The organism is Nonomuraea ferruginea (genome assembly GCF_039540635.1).
Lineage (GTDB): Bacteria > Actinomycetota > Actinomycetes > Streptosporangiales > Streptosporangiaceae > Nonomuraea > Nonomuraea ferruginea.
The window spans coordinates 289,245-307,288 of the sequence record NZ_BAABFD010000006.1; the positions used below are offsets into that span (position 1 = coordinate 289,245).

An 18,044-nucleotide genomic window follows, 5' to 3' on the forward strand; every position below is an offset into this window, starting at 1 on the left:
CCCGCCGCGAACGTCGCAGCTAGCACCGCATGGGGAGAAGCAGTCATCCCCTCGTGCCTACCACACTTCCCGTTGACTTGGGGTAAATCCAAGGACAGGACTACGAGCTACTCATCGTGACAGACTTGAATCACTCGCCGGAGTCCCCCGCGAGTGAAGGAGGCCCCATGACCACGGCCAAGGCCGCGCCAAGTCCTGAGGAGAGGACATATACCGAGGCGGATCTCGTCCCGATCCTGGAGACCCTGTTCTCATGGCGTGACGGCGACTTCCGGCGCCGGGTCCCGTATGCCCCTCCGGGCATCCTCAGTGAGGTGCGGTTGCTGCTCAACGAGGTGGCCGACCGCCGCGAGCACCTCGCCAACGAGCTGACCCGGGTGCGCAAGGAAGTGGTCAAGGAAGGCCGGTTCGGCGAGCGGCTGACGCCCGGCCCCGGGGTGGGGGCCTGGGCGGAGAGCGTGGAGTCGGTCAACATGCTGATCGACGCGCTGGTGAGCCCCGTGAGCGGCGCGGCCGACGTCATCGACGCGGTCGCCAAGGGTGACCTGTCGCGGCGGATCGACCTCGACCGCTCGGCCCGCGGCGAGGTGCGCCGGCTGGGCAAGGCGATCAACGGCATGGTCGACCAGCTCGCCCTGTTCAACTCCGAGGTGACCCGGGTGGCCAGGGAGGCCGGCACGGAGGGCCGGCTGGGCGGCAGCGCCAACCTGCGCGGCATGTCCGGCAGCTGGCGCGACCTCACCGAGGCGGTCAACACCATGTCGTCCCGCGTGGCCGCGCAGGTGCGCGACATCGCCGTGGTGACCACGGCGGTGGCCAAGGGCGACCTGAGCCGCAAGGTGACGGTCGACGCGGTGGGCGAGATGTTCGAGCTGAAGAACACCGTCAACACCATGGTCGACCAGCTCTCGGCGTTCGCCGAGGAGGTGACCCGCGTGGCCCGCGAGGTCGGCACCGAGGGCCAGCTCGGCGGCCAGGCCCAGGTGCGCGGCGTGTCCGGGGTCTGGAAGGACCTGACGGACAACGTCAACTTCATGGCCAACAACCTGACCTCGCAGGTGCGCAGCATCGCCACCGTGGCGACGGCGGTGGCCCAGGGCAACCTGTCGAAGAAGATCACCGTCGACGCGCAGGGCGAGATCCTCCAGCTCAAGGACACCCTCAACACGATGGTCGACCAGCTGTCGTCGTTCGCCGACGAGGTGACCCGTGTCGCCCGCGAGGTCGGCACCGAGGGCAAGCTGGGCGGCCGGGCCGAGGTGCAGGGCGTGTCGGGTGTCTGGAAGGACCTGACCGACAACGTCAACTCCATGGCAAGGAACCTCACGTACCAGGTCCGCAACATCGCCCAGGTGACCACCGCGGTCGCCAACGGCGACCTCACCCGCAAGATCGACGTGGACGCCCAGGGCGAGATCCTGGAGCTCAAGTCGACCATGAACACCATGGTCGACCAGCTGTCCTCGTTCGCCTCCGAGGTCACCCGCGTCGCCCGCGAGGTCGGCACCGAGGGCCAGCTCGGCGGCCAGGCCCAGGTACGCGGCGTGTCCGGGGTCTGGAAGGACCTCACCGACAACGTCAACTCCATGGCCAACAACCTGACCTCACAGGTGCGCCAGATCGCCGCGGTCTCCTCGGCGGTGGCCCAGGGCAACCTGTCAAAGAAGATCACCGTCGACGCCCAGGGCGAGATCCTCCAGCTCAAGGACACCCTCAACACCATGGTCGACCAGCTCTCGTCGTTCGCCGACGAGGTCACCCGCGTCGCCCGAGAGGTCGGCACGCAGGGGCAGCTCGGCGGCCAGGCCCGCGTCCAGGGCGTGTCGGGCGTCTGGAAGGACCTGACCGACAACGTCAACTTCATGGCCAACAACCTGACGTACCAGGTCCGCAACATCGCCGAGGTGACCACCGCGGTCGCCAACGGCGACCTCACCCGCAAGATCGACGTCGACGCCCAGGGCGAGATCCTCGCCCTGAAGACCACCATCAACCGGATGGTCGACCAGCTGTCCTCGTTCGCCTCCGAGGTCACCCGCGTCGCCCGCGAGGTCGGCTCGGAGGGCCAGCTCGGCGGCCAGGCCCGGGTCGAGGGCGTCGAGGGCACCTGGAAGCGGCTCACCGAGAGCGTCAACGAGCTGGCCGGCAACCTGACCACCCAGGTGCGCGCCATCGCCACCGTCACCAGCGGCGTGGCCCGCGGCGACCTGACCCGCTCGATCGCCGTCGAGGCGCAGGGCGAGCTGGCGGAGCTGAAGGACAACATCAACTCGATGGTGGCCAACCTCCGCGAGACCACCCAGGCCAACCAGGAGCAGGACTGGCTCAAGTCCAACCTGGCCCGCATCTCCCGGCTCATGCAGGGCCACCGCGACCTGTTCGAGGTGGCCAAGCTGACGATGAGCGAGCTGACGCCGCTCGTGTCCGCACGGTACGGCGCCTTCTACTCGGTCGATCCGGAGAACGAGCGCGAGCTGCTGCTGATCGGCGGCTACGGCGTCCGGCCCGACCGCGGGCCGCGGGCGAAGTTCGCCTTCGGCGAGGGCATCGTCGGCCAGGCCGCCGCCGAGGGCCGCCACATCGTCCTCGACGACGTGCCGCCGAAGTTCATCACCATCGACAGCGGCCTCAGCCAGTCGACGCCCGCGCAGATCGTGGTGCTGCCGATCCTGTTCGAGAACCGCGTGCTCGGCGTGCTGGAGCTGGCCTCCTTCAGCCCGTTCGGGGAGGTCCACCTCGACTTCCTGACGCAGCTGGTGGAGAACATCGGCGTCACCATGAACACGATCATCGCCAACTCCCGCACCGAGGACCTGCTGACCGAGTCCCAGCGCCTCACCCGCGAGCTGCAGGAACGCTCCGACGAGCTGCAGCGCCAGCAGGAGGAGCTGCGCCGGTCCAACGCCGAGCTCGAGGACAAGGCGGCGCTCCTGGCCAAGCAGAACCGCGCCATCGAGATCCAGAACTTCCAGATCGAGCAGGCCCGCCGCACCCTGGAGGAGCGCGCCGAGCAGCTCGCCGTCTCCTCGCGCTACAAGAACGAGTTCCTCGCGAACATGTCCCACGAGCTGCGCACGCCGCTCAACAGCCTGCTCGTGCTGGCCAAGCTGCTGACCGAGAACGCCGAGGGCAACCTGACCCCGCAGCAGGTCGAGTTCGCCCGCACCATCCACGGGGCCGGGTCGGCGCTGCTCCAGCTCATCAACGACATGCTCGACCTGTCCAAGGTCGAGGCCGGCCGGATGGACATCCACCCGACCCAGGTGTCGCTGCCCAAGACGATCGACCTGCTGGAGGCGGCGTTCGGGCCGCTGGCGGCCGACAAGGGGCTGGAGTTCAGCGTCGAGGTCGACCCCGACCTGCCGCAGGAGCTGCGCGCCGACGAGCAGCGGCTCCAGCAGGTGCTGCGCAACCTGCTGTCCAACGCGGTCAAGTTCACTCCCAAGGGCGAGGTGAAGCTGCGGGTCGTCCCGGCCTCACCGGACGTCGACTTCGACGACGACTCGCTGCACATCGCGCACGACCTGCTCGCCTTCCAGGTGATCGACACCGGCATCGGCATAGCGCCCGACAAGCGCGACGTCATCTTCGAGGCGTTCCGTCAGGCCGACGGCACCACCAGCCGCAAGTACGGCGGCACCGGTCTGGGCCTGTCGATCTGCCGCTCGATCGCGCGCCTGCTCGGCGGCGAGATCCACGTCGACAGCGAGCTGGGCAAGGGCAGCACGTTCACCCTCTACCTGCCGGCCACCTACATCGGCCCGCTGGCCGTCAGCGCCGCCGAGGGGCCGCGCAGCAGCGGGCAGCAGGTCGTGACCGCCTCCGTCGAGGAGCCGGCCACGATCCCCGAGGCGCCCGGCCTGCCGCTCGACCTGCCGCTGCCCGAGCTGGTCGAGGCGCCCGTCGAGACCAGCCAGTGGCAGGGCGACGACCCGCTCAGCGGCGCCAAGATCCTCATCGTCGACGACGACATCCGCAACGTCTTCGCGCTGACCAGCGTGCTGGAGCGACACGGCTCCACGGTCGTCTACGCTGAGAACGGCCGCGAGGGGATCGAACAGCTCGAACGGAACGAGGACGTCGCGCTCGTGCTGATGGACATCATGATGCCGGAGATGGACGGCTGGGCGACGACCTCCGCCATCCGGCGCATGCCCCAGTTCGCCGACCTGCCGATCATCGCGCTGACGGCCAAGGTCATGCGCGGCGACCGGGAGAAGAGCATCGCCTCCGGCGCCTCCGACTACGTGCCCAAGCCCGTCGACGTCGACCGCCTGCTGGAGCGGCTGCGCGGGTGGCTCAGCCGGGGCCGGGCCGCCGACTCTCCGGCCGAAGGGGCGTGACGATGCCAGACCGGGCCAAGATCCTGCTGGTCGACGACCGGGAGGAGAACCTCATCGCGCTGGAGGCGATCCTCAGCTCGCTCGACCTGGTGCCGGTGCGCGCCAGGTCGGGTGAGGAGGCGCTGAAGGCGCTGCTCAACACCGAGTTCGCGCTGATCCTGCTGGACGTGCGGATGCCCGGCATGGACGGCTTCGAGACGGCCGCCCACATCAAGCGCCGCGAGCGCACCAGAAACATCCCGATCATCTTCCTGACGGTCGTCGACAGCGCCCCCGACTACGCCTTCCGCGGCTACGCGGCGGGCGCCGTCGACTACCTCACCAAGCCCTTCGACCCGTGGGTGCTGCGGGCCAAGGTGTCGGTGTTCGCCGAGCTCTACAACATGAACAAGCGCCTGGCCGAGCAGGCGGCGCTGCTGCGCGAGCGGCTCGGCCACGAGCTGCCGCCGGGAGCCGGCGACCAGGCGTCGGTCCTGCCGGAGCTGTCCCGCCGCCTGCTGGCGGTCGAGGAGGAGCTGTCCCGCGTGCGTGAGCTCGCCCAGCAGTCAGACGCCTCCGCGCTGCGGGCCCCCCTCACCGACCTCACGGACCGCGTCACCCGGCTGCGCGCCGGCTTCGACGCCCTGACCTGACCGGTCAGCTGCGGGCGCGCTCCAGCGCGTCCCAGAACCCCCTGCGCAGGGCGTGACGGACCTCGTCGTGCAGCAGGAAGTCGATCGGCAGCGACGATCCCTGCAGCAGCCTGGCCTCCAGGTCGGACGGCATCCGGGGCTTGCGCGCCAGCACCGCCTCCAGCCAGAGGGCGGGCGCGTCGCGGGCCACGGACTCGCCGAAGTCGTGGCCCTCGCGGTGGGCCGCCTTGACCGCGTCGGCCAGCGTCGTGGCTCCCGAGGAGGACGAGGCCGGCTGCTGGGTCACCGGCGCCGGCTGCGGCCCCGTGTAGGGGCCGAGCTGCTGATAGGTGCCCGCGCTCGACGGCGAGGAGAACTGCCCGGTGGTCGGCGACTGCTGCGGCAGCTGCCCGGTCGCCGGCGCGGCCGGCTGCTGCGGCACGGGCGGGTCGGCGGGGAAGGTGTACGAGGGCAGCGACGGAGGCTGCGACTGGGCCCGGCTCGGCGGGGGACTCGCCGGCTGGGGCTGGCTCGCGGAGGAGTGCGGGGCGGCGTGGCTGCCGGTGCTGGCCGGGGCCGGCGGCAGCGAGCCGGTCGAGGAGGCCGGGGGCAGCGACGACTGCGCGGGCGCGGCGGGCAGCGAGTGTGAGCCGTGGCCGTTGCTCATGGGCTGGTGACCGTTGACGGCCTCCGACGACCCGGTCACCAGCGTCACGTACGGCCGCAGATGACCGGCGCCCAGCTCGATGAGGTCGTCGCACTCCTGGCGCAGGGAGCGCGAGGCGGCCCAGCTCCCGTCGGCGGCGATGTGGACCACGGTCAGCCGGACGCCGAGGTCCTGCGCGTCGCAGACGACCTGGGTGAGGTCCTCGTCGCCGCTCACCACGACCGCGTCGCAGATGGCGTTGTTGCGCGCCAGCGTCATCAGGTCGCGGTGGACCTGCGCGTCGACGCCCTCACGGCGGCCGGGCCTGATGCGGGACAGGCGGAGCTTGAGACCGGGGATGTCGGCCAGCACGTCGTGCTCGGAGGTGCGGCGCCCCTCGATCGTGGCCTCGTACCAGTAACAGCGCAGCAGCGGCAGGCCGGTGCGCTCGCGGGACAGGCTGGACATCAGCTGCAACAGCCCGGGATAGTCCCACGACACCGACTCGCGATGGCGGGTGCCATGCACGGCCATCGCGCCGTCCGCCAGCAGATAGCCGGCGTCGACGAACAGCGCGCAGCGATCCACTGACACCGCCCCTTTCGTGGTGGTCCGACGTGCTGGCTCTGCACCGTCAGAGCCGGACTCGGCGGCCCTGTCCCAGGGTAATGAAAGCGGGTGATCGCGCGAGGGTGAATCCCGACGATTCGCCCCTCGACCGGCGTTAAGCCAGACCCGTTAGGCGAACCGTACCAGTTTGTCCTGGTCACCGTCACGGTCGCGCACGAACGCTCACCGCAACGACCCCGAACAGCACCACGCCCTCCTTCCCCATGATCGTCAAGCTGGGACGGTGCCCGAGGGCGTGGCTCACCGTGTCGACATCGACACCGAACGTCGTGCCGACCGAGGCGTTGCCCGCATCGCGGTCGCGGGCCTCCGGCATGACCCGGCCGTTGCCCGGCGACACCCGGTCGCCGCGCAGGCCGGCGTCGCCTGCCCAGGCGACCAGTTCCACCCGGGCGGGGGCGCCGGCGGGCTCCAGTCCGCCGAGCGGCAGCCGCAGCGCCGGGTTGTCGCCGCCGACGATCCGGGTGTCGTCGAGGACGACCGCGTTGCCGTACGGGGCGGCCGGGTCGGTGGTGACGACCACGAGGCTCCAGCCGGCGTGACCCCGCGTGCCCATCGGCGGGTCCGCCGCCCACCACTCGCCGTTCTTGGCTGCGCTCGCCGCCAGCCCTGTGACGTCGGCGTACGCCTGGTAGGCGGGGCCGTGGGGCAGTTTCTGCCAGGCGACCCGGCTGGGCCGTACGGTCACGTAGCGGCCCCGGCCGGGCGGCTTCAGCTTGATCGGCCCTGCGCCCTCGGCGGTGGCCGACCAATAGAGCCCCGCCCAGAGGATCCGGCCGCCCAGGGGCAGGTCGAGCCGGGCGGCGCTGGAAGCTTTCGTTTTCCGGGACCTGTCGAGGTCGAGCGGCTCCAGGTCGCCGTCGCGGTGCTCACCCCCGGGCCGCTCCGCGCACCCCTGACGCTTGTCCGGGCACGTCAGCAACCCGTTCCCCACCGCCCTGACCGTCACCTTCCCGTCGGCGGCGAACCTGGCCGGCGCTCCCCCTTCCCACACCCCCACCGGCGCCCGCGCGCTCAGCCTGAGCGCGCCCGCCTCCACCCGCAGCCTGGGCCCCTCCCCCTCCGGAGCGTCCCGCGCCACCCGCACCCGCAGGAACACCGACGCGACCTTCCCCGCCGCCAACGGCGCCCTGGCACACCGCACCCCACCTCTGACGGCCCGGCACGCCCACCCACCGGCCCGCCCTTCCCTGACATCCCCCACCCACTGAACCGCTGCCCGGCCGTGGGTCTCCGCTTTGTCCCCCCACTGGACCGTCGCCCGGTCCTCGGTCTTCGCTTTGCCCACCACCCACTGGACCGCCGCCCGGTCCCCGAGCTCCGCCTTGTCCCCCCACTGAACCGCCGCCCGGTCCTGGGTCTCCGCCTCGTCCACCACCCACTGAACGGCTGCCCGGTCTTCGGTCTTCGCTTTGTCCACCTTCCACTGGACCGCTGCCCGGCCCTGGGTCTCCGCCTTGTCCCCCCACTGGACCGTCGCCCGGTCCTCGGTCTTCGCTTTGCCCACCACCCACTGGACCGCCGCCCGGTCCCCGAGCTCCGCCTTGTCCCCCCACTGAACCGCCGCCTGGTCCCCAGCCCCGGTGGCACTCCCCCACAGCCGTCCCAGCGAACCGGCCCTCTCCTGTGAAGGCTCGCGCGGGGCAGCGGGTGGTAGGACGCCTCCGCCCACGTCGGTGCCCGCACGATCCGCGGCGCCCTCCTGCGCACGCACGAGTCCGCTCGCTGCCTCACCTTCGTGCCAGCTCATGGCAGCAGGTAGAAGAACACCTCCGCCTAGGTTGGTGACCTCACGGTTCACGGCAGAGCTTTCCTGCACCTGGCTCGCATATCCATCCGCCAGAGAACTTGCTGAACGCCCGCGCATTACGGCGAGTGGGAGAACAGTCCCGCCTCTACCTGCGCTTACGTCCACGCCCCCACCCGCCTCGGCCGTGCCCTCCTGCGCCCTCACGGATCCACCCGCCGGAGAACCGGCCGTCTCCGGTGGAAGTTCGTGCAGTGCGGCGGGGAGGAGAACACCCCAGCCCACTGCGCCCAGGTCGGCGGCTACCCCGCGCGTATGCATAGGGATGGCGTTTCCTGGGGTGAGCGTGCCGTCATCACGGGGCGATACCTCGGAGGTGTCCCATCCTTCGGTGGCCGTGTCTGTCGCGCTCTGAGGGAGCCGGGAGGCGGCATGCCTTTCCGCCGCCACCCACTGGACCGCGCCGGGCTTTCCCGGGACGGTCCATGGGGTTTCCGCGATCGGGCTCGTCTGGGGGACGAGGGTGACGCCCGGAGGCAGCTCGATGGCGGCGTAGATGTCCCGGGTCGGCGCATTGCCGATGTTGCGGACGCGCATGGCCACGATGCCGTCCTCGCCCCGTACCAGGGAGCCCATCGCCGCTACGGAGGCGCGCAGGCGGGCCGTCCTGCGCTCACTGGACGCCCCCACCCGCTCGCGCTCCGGACGGCTGGCGCGTTCCCCTCCAGCCTCGTCCGAGGAGGACCGGGCGCGGTCCCTCCTCGGCTCACCGGACGAGGAGCCATCGCGATCCCGACCGGACGAGGAACCACCGCGATCCCTTCTGGCCTCACCAGGCGAGGAGCCGGCACGCTCCCGATCAGGCGTGCGTGACGAGGACCCGGCGCGATCCCTTCTCGGGTCACGGGACGAGGAACCACCGCGATCCCGGTCAGGCATGCGTGACGAGGAACCAACGCGGTCCTCTCCCGGGTCACCGGACGAGGAACCGGCACGCCCTCGATCAGGCCCACCGGGTGAGAAACCACCGCGCTCCCTTCTCCGGTCGGACGAGGAATCACCGCGATCCCGGTCAGGCTTGCCGGACGAGGAACCGGCACGCTCCCGAGCAGGTCGGCCGGGTGCGGAACCGTCGCGGTCGGCGCTGGCCCCGCTGGACGAGGAACCCGCGTGCTCTCGGTCAGGCGGGCCCGTACGGTCGCGGCTCGCCTCGCCGGGGGAGGCACCGGTGCGGTCCCCGCTGGCATGGTCGGGCGGGGAGCCTGTGTGGTTCCCGTCGGGGTCGTGGGGTGGGACGAGGGCGGGTGGGCGGCCCGAGGGGACGCCTGCGCGGGACGGGCCGTGCGGGCCCATCGCTGACGGCCGGTCAGCGGTGCCTGCCTCGCCGTGCAAGCCCGAGGCCTTGGAGTCCGACGGCGAGGCGGCGGCTGGGGTCCCCGAGCCTTGCGTGCTCGTGTCCTGGGGGGCCGCGTCCGACGGGCCGGCGGACTTCGAGCCTTGGGAACCCGTACCGCTGGAGGACCGCGCTTGCGCACCAGAGCCGTTCGCGTCGGAGCCGCCTGGGCCGGATCCGTCTTCACCCGAGCCATCCGAGCCTGGGCCGTCCGCGCCTGACCTGTCGCCGCCGGAGCCGTCTGAGCCCGAGCCACCCCCAGTGGAGCCGTCCGAACCCGAACCGCCCGTACCGCCCGCACCCGTATGGGAGAGGTTCTCGCCGTACGGGCCGACGTGGTCGTACTGGTCGGCGGCGGAGCGGGGGTGGGTGCCGGGGCGGGCTCCCACGTCCTGGCCCGACACCACGGCGAAGGCCGCCGCCACCGCCATCACCGTGGCCGCCCCGCCCGCCACCGCGACGTGCGTCCGCCGCATCCGGCCCAGCGTCCGCCGGGGAGCGGGGGCGGGCCGGGACAGAGCCTCCAGATAGCCGGCGGCCACGTCGCCCAGCACCAGGGGCCCGATCACCGTGCGCAGCCCCCGGTTGACGTCGGTGAGCTCCCGCAGGACGGTGTGGCAGTTGGGGCAGTCGCGCACGTGCTCGTCGACCGACCGCGAGTCGCGCCGGGTCAGCCCGCCGCGCACGTACGCGCCCAGCTTGCCGATCACCGCCTTGCACTCGGGCGGCGGCGACCCTGTCAGGTAGAGCTGCAGGTACGCCTGCCGCAGCCCCTCACGAGCCCGGTAGGCCAGCGCGGAGACCCCGTTGGCCGACAGCCCGAGCAGCGGCGCCACGTCGGCGGACCGGGCGTTCTCCACCTCGGTGTGCCACAGCACCGCCCGCCACCGCTCCGCCAGCGACAGGTAGGCCTGGGCGATCAGCGACCCCTCCAGGCGGGCCGACGCCGGGTCGGCGGGCATGGCGGTGTCGGACAGCTCGATCTCGCCCGTCACGCGGGTGCGGTCGTGGACGGTGCGCCGGACCACGATCAGCAGGTAGGTGCGGAATGCCGATGCCGGCCCGCCGCCACGGCCCACGTGGTCGAGCACCCTGGTGAACGACTCGGCGACGACGTCCTCGACCTCCGCCTCGCCGTACACGAGCTGCCCGGCCAGGGCGCGCGCGGCGGCCACGTGACGCTCGTAGAGCTGCCCGTACGCGGTGGCATCACCCCCTCTGACGGCATGCAGCAGGTATGCGTCGCTCTGCGGTGTTTCCACACTCATGGTGACCTCGCGGTTACGAACCGTTGCCCGTGCAGTCATTCCGCACTCACGCCCATGGCTAAACCGAGCGCGTCTCTTTGCCGTCGAGGACCGGCTCTAAGCTGAACCCATGAGCGACCGTGACAGACTGCTGGCCGAGATCGAGAAGAAGGCCGTCGTGCACGGCCGGGTGGTGCTCTCCTCAGGGCAGGAGGCCGACTTCTACCTCGACCTGCGCCGCATCACGCTCGACGCCGCGGCGGCCCCGCTGGTCGGCGGCGTGCTCCTCGACCTGACGGCCGACCTCGACTACGACGCGGTGGGCGGGCTCACGCTGGGCGCCGACCCGGTGGCGACGGCCATGCTGCACGCCGCGGCGGCGCGCGGGCGTTCGCTGGACGCGTTCGTGGTGCGCAAGGCGCAGAAGGCCCACGGGATGCAGCGCCGGATCGAGGGCCCCGAGGTGAAGGGCCGCCGGGTCCTCGTGGTCGAGGACACCTCGACGACCGGCTCGTCCCCGCTGACGGCGGTGGAGGCGCTGCGCGAGGAGGGCGCCGAGGTGGTCGCGGTGGCCACGATCGTCGACCGGGGCGCCGCGGCCAGGATGGCCGAGGAGGGCCTCGACTACCGTTCCGCCTTCACTCTGGCGGACCTCCGACTGTGAACGCCTCCCGCTCCCCCTGCTCGCCCCGCGGCCGGAGGGTGCCGTTCTCGGTGACGCGGACGGTGCCGGCGTCGGAGATCACCACGTCCAGCTCGGGCTCGAAGTAGCTGACCTCCTCGCCCTCGGTCATCTCTCGGTGCTGCAGCACGTCGCCGCCGGGGACCCGTACGGTGACGAGCGGGCAGGTGGCGGCCACGCACTCGATGCGCACGGTCGGCACCGGAGCGGTGACCGTGGGCGTGGCGGACGTCCGCTCGGGCGCGGCGTCCTCTGTGTCGAGCGAGTCGAACAACGCCCGCCCGCCGATGACCAGCAGCACCACGAGGGCCGCTGCCGCCAGGACGGCGAGCGCCAGTCGGGCGAGGCCCATCGGATCTGACCTGTGGCGTCCCACGCGCCGAGACTATCCAATGGTAAGACGGCTTTCCCGATGTGTTTCGAATGCCGACGGCCGACACCGAGACCGGGACGGTCAGCTTCTCGGCCGTGAACGACCGAGCTTGCGGCTCCTCACCGTCCATGGCTTCGACGGTTCAGCCGCTTCAGCAACCGCTTAGCCGATGTGGTCTGCTTGGCCTGCAGGCGGCGGCGCAGCCGCCCTCCCAAGCTGCCGTTTCCTCCCGGACGTGAACGCCCGCGGGGTTCCATGCCGGATTATGCTGAACAGCGCGAAGCCGTTACTTCTAGGGAGATGACTCATGCCCATCGCGACTCCTGAGGTCTATGCGGAGATGCTCGATCGAGCGAAGGCAGGCGGGTTCGCCTATCCGGCGATCAACGTGACCTCTTCCCAGACGCTGAACGCCGCTCTTCGCGGCTTCGCCGAAGCGGAGAGCGACGGCATCATCCAGGTGTCCACGGGCGGCGCCGAATACCTGTCCGGTCCGACGGTCAAGGACATGGTGACCGGTGCGACGGCGCTCGCCGAGTACGCCCGGGTGGTGGCCGCGAAGTATCCCGTCACGGTGGCGCTGCACACCGACCACTGCCCCAAGAACAAGCTCGACGGTTTCATGCGCCCGCTCGTCGACATCTCGCTGGAGCGGGTGTCGAAGGGTCTCGACCCGCTGTTCCAGTCCCACATGTGGGACGGCTCGGCCGTGCCGCTGGAGGAGAACCTGGAGATCGCCAAGGAGCTCCTCGACAAGTGCGCCCGCGCCCGGATCATCATGGAGATGGAGATCGGCGTCGTCGGCGGCGAGGAGGACGGCGTCGTCGGCGAGATGAACGAGAAGCTCTACACCACGACCGGTGACGCGCTGGCCACGGCGGAGGCCGTCGGCCTGGGCGAGCAGGGCCGCTACATGCTCGCCGCCACGTTCGGCAACGTCCACGGGGTCTACAAGCCGGGCCACGTCAAGCTGCGGCCGAGCGTGCTGAAGGAGATCCAGGAGGCGGTGGGCGGCAAGTTCGGCAAGGAGAAGCCGTTCGACCTGGTCTTCCACGGCGGCTCCGGCTCGGCGCTGGAGGAGATCCACGAGGCGATCTCGTACGGGGTCGTCAAGATGAACGTCGACACCGACACCCAGTACGCCTTCACCCGGCCGGTGGCCGACCACATGTTCCGCAACTACGACGGCGTGCTGAAGGTCGACGGCGACGTCGGCCAGAAGAAGACGTACGACCCGCGTTCGTGGGGCAAGTCGGCCGAGACGGGCATGGCCGCCCGCGTCACCGAGGCGTGCGAGCACCTCAAGAGCAGTGGGACGAAGCTCTCCTAGCCACGAAGACGGCCCGGCGGGTATGACTTGTCCTATGGATAACCTTCTCGCCGGGCCGCCCCCGACGCAGCTGCCGGACACGCCCGAGGCCAGGGAGGCCCTCGATTCCGGCGTCAAGGCCTCCGACGTGGCCGCCCGTTTCCCCGCCTACCCGGCGGCCTGGGCGGCGCTCGCGGAGGAGTACTTCGCCCAGGGCCACGCCGTCACCTCCTACGCCTTCGCCCGCACCGGCTACCACCGCGGGCTCGATCATCTGCGCCGCAGCGGGTGGAAGGGGCATGGGCCGATCCCATGGGAGCACGAGCCCAACCGCGGGTTCCTGCGCTGCCTGTACGCGCTGAGCCGGGCCGCCCAGGCGATCGGCGAGAAGGACGAGGCCGAACGGTGCCTGCAGTTCCTCAAGGACAGCAGCGAGAGCGGCTATGACGCGCTGACCAAGGGGTAGCTCTTGGGACGATAAGCCCCACTCGGGTAGTCTCTCCACGCAAGAGCCCCTGTCGCGCTTGCGCCAGGGGTTTCGTTTTGTGTTCGGGAGACTTCACCATGCCGGCTGCCGTTCTCGTGGGTGCCCAATGGGGCGATGAGGGCAAGGGCAAGGCCACCGACCTGCTCGGTGGCGACGTCGACTACGTCGTCCGTTATCAGGGTGGCAACAACGCGGGCCACACCGTGGTCATCGGCGACCAGAAATACGCGCTGCACCTGCTGCCCACGGGCATCCTGTCGCCACACGTGGTGCCGGTGATCGGCAACGGTGTCGTGATCGACCCAGGGGTGCTGCTGGGCGAGATCGACGGCCTGGCCAAGCGGGGCATCTCCGCCGAGCGGCTGCTCATCTCGGCCAACGCGCACCTGATCATGCCTCACCACAAGGCGCTCGACAAGGTGACCGAGCGCTACCTGGGCAAGGCCAAGATCGGTACGACCGGCCGCGGCATCGGCCCGGCCTACGGCGACAAGATCTACCGGGTCGGGGTGCGGGTGCAGGACCTGCTCGACCCCGGCATCCTGGCCAAGAAGATCGAGGTTGCGCTGGGCGAGAAGAACCAGGTGCTCACCAAGGTCTACAACCGGCGCGGCATCGAGGCCGACGCGGTCGTCGAGGAGTATCTCGGCTACGCCGAGCGGCTCAAGCCGCACATCGCCGATACCTCCCTGGTGCTGAGCAAGGCGCTGGACGAGGACAAGTTCGTGCTGCTGGAGGGCGGTCAGGGCACGCTCCTCGACATCGACCACGGCACCTACCCGTTCGTCACCTCCTCCTCGCCCACCTCGGGCGGCGCCTGCGCCGGCGCGGGCATCCCGCCGAACCGGCTCACGAAGGTGATCGGCATCCTCAAGGCCTACACCACCCGTGTCGGCTCCGGTCCGTTCCCGACGGAGCTGGAGGACGAGATGGGCGAGTGGCTGCGCCGGACGGGCGGCGAGTACGGCGTCACGACCGGCAGGAACCGGCGCTGTGGCTGGTTCGACGCGGTGATCGCCCGCTACGCCACCCGGATCAACGGCGTCACGGACTTCTTCCTCACCAAGCTGGACGTGCTGTCCGGCCTGGAGCGGATCCCGGTGTGCGTGGCGTACGACGTCGACGGGACGCGGCACGACGAGATCCCGATGACGCAGACGGAGTTCCACCACGCCAAGCCGATCTACGAGGAGCTGCCGGGCTGGCAGGAGGACATCACGGGCGCCAAGACGTTCGAGGACCTGCCGCCGAACGCCCAGGCGTACGTGCGCGCGCTGGAGGAGATGAGCGGCGCGCCCATCTCCGCGATCGGCGTGGGCCCGGGCCGCGACCAGACCCTGGTGATCCGTTCCCTGGTCTGACCAGCGGTCAGCCGGTGAAGACCGCCGCCGTCATGGGTGAGCGGAGCCGCCAGCCGAGGCTCTCGTAGAGCTTCCTGCCCTCCGGGGTGGCCACCAGGACACCTGTGGTGGCGCCCCGGGAGACGGCGGTGGCGGCGAGCGTCTTCATGACGACGACGCCCAGGCCGCGGCGGCGGTGGTTCTCGGCGGTCTCGACCCGGTCCACCACGGCGGCCCAGCCGGCCGTGGCGAGCTGGCCGCGGGCCGCTATCTCGCCCGCGTCGGTCAGCAGGCGGGCGACGGTGACGCCGGCCCGGGTGGTCACGGCCAGCGTGTAGCCGGGCGGCGCCGCCGCGTGCTCGCGGGTGAGCGTGCCGGTCATCAGATACTCGGGCGGGTCGATGGCCCAGCCCGGAGGCAGCCAGGGGGCGATCAGCTCGGCCGGGGCGCAGAGCTTCAGCCAGGTGCCTGGCACCTTGATCGCGGACGTCAGCCGCTGGATGAGGGCGGGCGTCGGGTCGGGGACGACGTGGCGGGCGACGTGGCCGGGCAGGCCGGTGTCCACCCGCAGCCCCCAGGGCTCGGTCACGGGCGGCGGGGTGCCGCGCGAGACCGTCCACCCGTCCACCCAGGCCCGTACGGTGTCGAGCCGGGTGGATTCGAGAGCCTTGGTCATAGTTGCTCAGCTTATTGCAATATTGTTGTATTTTTTGCCAAAAAACTGGGTGCACAGTGGGGTAACGCCTGCTTAACCTCCTCCCATGGACATCCGTCGCGTCACCCGGTCCGAGGCCGTCGAGGAGGCCGGTCACCTCTTCGACGCGGCTCCCCAGAGGTTCGCGGACGAGGGCTGCCATCTCCTCGTCGCCTACGTGGACGGGTTCCCCGCGGGGATGGTGACCGGGGTGGAGATGACGCACCCCGGCAAGGGCACCGAGATGTTCCTGTACGAGCTCTCCGTGGACGACCGCTTCCGCGGCCGCGGCATCGGCCGGTCACTGGTCACCGCGCTCGCCCGGCTGGCCCGCGAGCGGGGCTGCCAGGGGCTGTGGACGGCCACCGGCGAGGACGACAGACCGGCCGATGACGAGGACCAGGCCGTCCACACCTGGGAATTCGGCCGGCCGTAGCTCCGGTCGGGCGTGGCACTGCCTGAACACGGCCCGCGCCAGATAGGGTCCCGGTGTGCGCGTTGAGATACATGGTCATCGGGGGGCGAGGGGCCTCTGGCCCGAGAACACGCTGCCCGGAATGAGCCGGACGATGGAGCTCGGGGTGCACGCTCTGGAGCTCGACGTCGCGCTCACCGCCGATCGCCGGCTCGTGCTCACGCACGACCTGACGGTCTCCGCCGTCACGAGCGCCGACACGCGACCGGTCACGCCGGACGACCCGGCTTTCCCGTACGTCGGAAAACCGATCAACTCGCTCACCCTCGCGCAGCTCCGCACCCTCGACGTGGGGGTGCGCTTCCCGCGCCATCCGCAGGACCCGTTCGCGCTGACCCAGGTGGCGATGCCCGAGACCCGCATGCCCACGCTCGGGGCCGTGCTCGGGCTGGTCAACGCCTACCAGGCGGCGGGCGTACGGCTGCACATCGAGCTGAAGTCCGACCCGACGCGGCCCGCGCTGTCGGCCGCCCCCGAGGAGTTCGCCGAGCTGGTGCTCGACGAGCTCGACCGGCACGGCAGGCTGCACAACGCGGCGATCCTGAGCTTCGACTGGCGGATCATCTCGCGGGTGGCCGAGCTGGCGCCCGACGTCCGGCGCTTCGCGCTGGTCGAGCTCGACACCCTCGGCTGGAACGGCCCGCTCGGCGACGACGTCCCCGCCGCCGCCCGCGCCGCCGGCGCCACCACGCTCTCGCCCGAGCACGTGATGGTCGACGAGCGGCTCATGGCCCAGGCCGCCGCGGCGGGGCTCGACGTCGCCGTCTGGACCGTCAACGACACCGCGCTCGGCGCCCGCATGCTCGACCTCGGCGTCTCCGGGATCGTCACCGACTATCCCGACCGGATGCGCGAGCTGTGGCGGGAGCGCGGGCTTGAGCTGCCCGAGCCGGTCGGGCCGCTCAAGCCGGTCGGCGTCTGACTAGAGCCAGCCGTTGCGGCGGAAGCCGCGGTGCAGCAGCACGCACACCGTGACCATCACGGCCAGCACCGCGGGATAGCCCCACACCTGGCGGGTCTCGGGCATGAAGTCGAAGTTCATGCCGTAGATCCCGGCGATCATCGTCGGCACCGCCAGGATGGCCACCCAGGACGAGATCTTGCGCATGTCCTCGTTGGCCAGCGCGTTCGAGCGGGCCAGCGCGGCCTGCAGGATCGAGCTGCACAGCTCGTTGGACGACTCCACCTGCTCGCACACCCGCGCCAGGTGGTCGCCGACGTCGCGGAAGTATTCGCGCATGTCGGAGGGGATCACCCGGCGCTGCGGCAGCGCGGCCAGCGGCGCCTGCAGCGGGGTGACCGCCCGCTTCAGGTCGAGCATCTCGCGCTTGAGCTGGTAGATCCGGTTGATGTCGCGGGAGCTGACGTCGGCGAACACCGTGGCCTCGACGTCCTCCAGCTCCAGCTGCATGAGGTCGGCGACCTGGAGGTAGCGGTCGACGACGTGGTCGGCGATCGCGTGCAGCACCCCGGCGGGGCCGCGGGCCAGCAGGTCGGGACCGTCCTCGATGCGCTCGCGCACCTCCGTCAGCGGGCAGTGCTCGCCGTGGCGCACGGTGACCACGAAGTCGGGGCCCAGGAAGATCATGATCTCGCCGGTGGCGATGATCTCACCGGCGGGCTCGGCGCTGTCGAGGTACGCGATCGTCTTCAGCACCATGAACATCGAGTCGCCGTAGCGCTCGACCTTGGGGCGCTGGTGCGCCTTGACGGCGTCCTCGACGGCGAGCGGATGCAGCCCGAAGACCTCGGCCAGCCACTCGACCTCCGGCGCCGCCGGCTCGTGCAGGCCCACCCAGACGAACGCCTTGGCGCCCTCGGTGATCCTGTTGTGCCGGCGGACCAGCTCCAATGACTCGACGATGCCCGCGGCCCGGGTCTTCTCGCCCTCGATGTACGCGGCGTACTCCACGATGGAGTCGACAGGTGGCACGCACGCCTCGGTCACGGTCTGGAGGCGCTGACGCGGCTGGTGCCGCTGAACGGGGTGACGGTTGATGCGACGGAAAAGCGTGGACGAGCGCATGGCAGTCCCTTTCCGCCCGACCTGGCACGCTCCACGCGCGT

13 protein-coding genes are annotated in these 18,044 nt (G+C 70.9%); 8 read left to right on the forward strand and 5 right to left on the reverse strand.

What is annotated here, in order from left to right; translation table 11 throughout:
- The first annotated feature begins 167 nt into the window (after window positions 1–167).
- A complete protein-coding gene (locus tag ABD999_RS14345; protein ID WP_271279591.1) occupies window positions 168–4,343 on the forward strand; it encodes a HAMP domain-containing protein in 4,176 nt (1,391 codons plus the stop codon).
- A gap of 2 nt (window positions 4,344–4,345) precedes the next feature.
- A complete protein-coding gene (locus tag ABD999_RS14350; protein WP_148037228.1) occupies window positions 4,346–4,975 on the forward strand; it encodes a response regulator in 630 nt (209 codons plus the stop codon).
- A 4-nt stretch (window positions 4,976–4,979) separates the two neighbouring features.
- Here ABD999_RS14350 and ABD999_RS14355 read toward each other — a convergent pair whose 3' ends face one another.
- Window positions 4,980–6,188: an NYN domain-containing protein gene (locus ABD999_RS14355; protein WP_271279597.1), complete on the reverse strand. Its 1,209-nt coding sequence runs from the start codon at window positions 6,186–6,188 to the stop codon at window positions 4,980–4,982.
- A gap of 184 nt (window positions 6,189–6,372) precedes the next feature.
- Complete coding sequence (locus ABD999_RS14360; protein WP_345482730.1) at window positions 6,373–10,638, reverse strand: zf-HC2 domain-containing protein; 4,266 nt, start codon at window positions 10,636–10,638, stop codon at window positions 6,373–6,375.
- A gap of 109 nt (window positions 10,639–10,747) precedes the next feature.
- On the opposite strand from ABD999_RS14360, the gene pyrE reads away from it, so the two are divergent.
- Window positions 10,748–11,281, forward strand: a complete 534-nt coding sequence (gene pyrE / locus ABD999_RS14365) for an orotate phosphoribosyltransferase (protein WP_271278350.1) — start codon at window positions 10,748–10,750, stop codon at window positions 11,279–11,281.
- Here the strand turns inward: pyrE and ABD999_RS14370 are convergent.
- Window positions 11,256–11,651: a hypothetical protein gene (locus tag ABD999_RS14370; protein ID WP_148036231.1), complete on the reverse strand. Its 396-nt coding sequence runs from the start codon at window positions 11,649–11,651 to the stop codon at window positions 11,256–11,258. The genes pyrE and ABD999_RS14370 overlap by 26 nt on opposite strands.
- Before the next feature lie 328 nt (window positions 11,652–11,979).
- Between ABD999_RS14370 and fbaA the strand changes: the two genes are divergently transcribed.
- The 3 genes from fbaA (at window position 11,980) to ABD999_RS14385 (ending at window position 14,829) form a co-directional block, all read left to right on the forward strand.
- Complete coding sequence (gene fbaA, locus ABD999_RS14375; RefSeq protein WP_148036230.1) at window positions 11,980–13,002, forward strand: class II fructose-bisphosphate aldolase; 1,023 nt, start codon at window positions 11,980–11,982, stop codon at window positions 13,000–13,002.
- Window positions 13,003–13,036: 34 nt separating this feature from the next.
- Entirely contained in the window at window positions 13,037–13,447 is a 411-nt protein-coding gene (locus ABD999_RS14380; RefSeq protein ID WP_148036229.1) for a DUF3151 domain-containing protein, read from the forward strand.
- Between the two features lie 98 nt (window positions 13,448–13,545).
- Window positions 13,546–14,829, forward strand: coding sequence for an adenylosuccinate synthase (locus ABD999_RS14385; RefSeq protein WP_148036228.1), 1,284 nt, complete (start codon window positions 13,546–13,548; stop codon window positions 14,827–14,829).
- 7 nt (window positions 14,830–14,836) lie between these two features.
- On the opposite strand, the gene ABD999_RS14390 is transcribed toward ABD999_RS14385, so the two are convergent.
- The gene (locus tag ABD999_RS14390) at window positions 14,837–15,484 is read right to left on the reverse strand and encodes a GNAT family N-acetyltransferase (RefSeq protein ID WP_271278351.1); all 648 of its coding nucleotides are present in this window, start codon (window positions 15,482–15,484) and stop codon (window positions 14,837–14,839) included.
- 85 nt (window positions 15,485–15,569) lie between these two features.
- On the opposite strand from ABD999_RS14390, the gene ABD999_RS14395 reads away from it, so the two are divergent.
- Complete coding sequence (locus tag ABD999_RS14395) at window positions 15,570–15,938, forward strand: GNAT family N-acetyltransferase (RefSeq protein WP_271278352.1); 369 nt, start codon at window positions 15,570–15,572, stop codon at window positions 15,936–15,938.
- A gap of 55 nt (window positions 15,939–15,993) precedes the next feature.
- The gene (locus ABD999_RS14400) at window positions 15,994–16,899 is read left to right on the forward strand and encodes a glycerophosphodiester phosphodiesterase family protein (protein ID WP_148036226.1); all 906 of its coding nucleotides are present in this window, start codon (window positions 15,994–15,996) and stop codon (window positions 16,897–16,899) included.
- Here ABD999_RS14400 and corA read toward each other — a convergent pair whose 3' ends face one another.
- On the reverse strand, window positions 16,900–17,910 hold the full coding sequence (corA, locus tag ABD999_RS14405; protein ID WP_261809017.1) for a magnesium/cobalt transporter CorA: 1,011 nt from the start codon (window positions 17,908–17,910) through the stop codon (window positions 16,900–16,902). It abuts the gene before it with no gap.
- Between the last annotated feature and the right edge of the window lie 134 nt (window positions 17,911–18,044).

Excerpts from the sequence above, each read along its gene's own strand:
- ABD999_RS14360 (WP_345482730.1), bottom strand. The coding sequence starts at position 10,638 with ATGAGTGTGGAAACACCGCAGAGCGACGCATACCTGCTGCATGCCGTC.
- ABD999_RS14370 (WP_148036231.1), bottom strand. The coding sequence starts at position 11,651 with ATGGGCCTCGCCCGACTGGCGCTCGCCGTCCTGGCGGCAGCGGCCCTC.
- ABD999_RS14395 (WP_271278352.1), top strand. The coding sequence starts at position 15,570 with ATGGACATCCGTCGCGTCACCCGGTCCGAGGCCGTCGAGGAGGCCGGT.
- ABD999_RS14345 (WP_271279591.1), top strand. The coding sequence starts at position 168 with ATGACCACGGCCAAGGCCGCGCCAAGTCCTGAGGAGAGGACATATACC.
- ABD999_RS14385 (WP_148036228.1), top strand. The coding sequence starts at position 13,546 with ATGCCGGCTGCCGTTCTCGTGGGTGCCCAATGGGGCGATGAGGGCAAG.
- pyrE (WP_271278350.1), top strand. The coding sequence starts at position 10,748 with ATGAGCGACCGTGACAGACTGCTGGCCGAGATCGAGAAGAAGGCCGTC.
- fbaA (WP_148036230.1), top strand. The coding sequence starts at position 11,980 with ATGCCCATCGCGACTCCTGAGGTCTATGCGGAGATGCTCGATCGAGCG.
- ABD999_RS14380 (WP_148036229.1), top strand. The coding sequence starts at position 13,037 with ATGGATAACCTTCTCGCCGGGCCGCCCCCGACGCAGCTGCCGGACACG.
- ABD999_RS14350 (WP_148037228.1), top strand. The coding sequence starts at position 4,346 with ATGCCAGACCGGGCCAAGATCCTGCTGGTCGACGACCGGGAGGAGAAC.
- ABD999_RS14390 (WP_271278351.1), bottom strand. The coding sequence starts at position 15,484 with ATGACCAAGGCTCTCGAATCCACCCGGCTCGACACCGTACGGGCCTGG.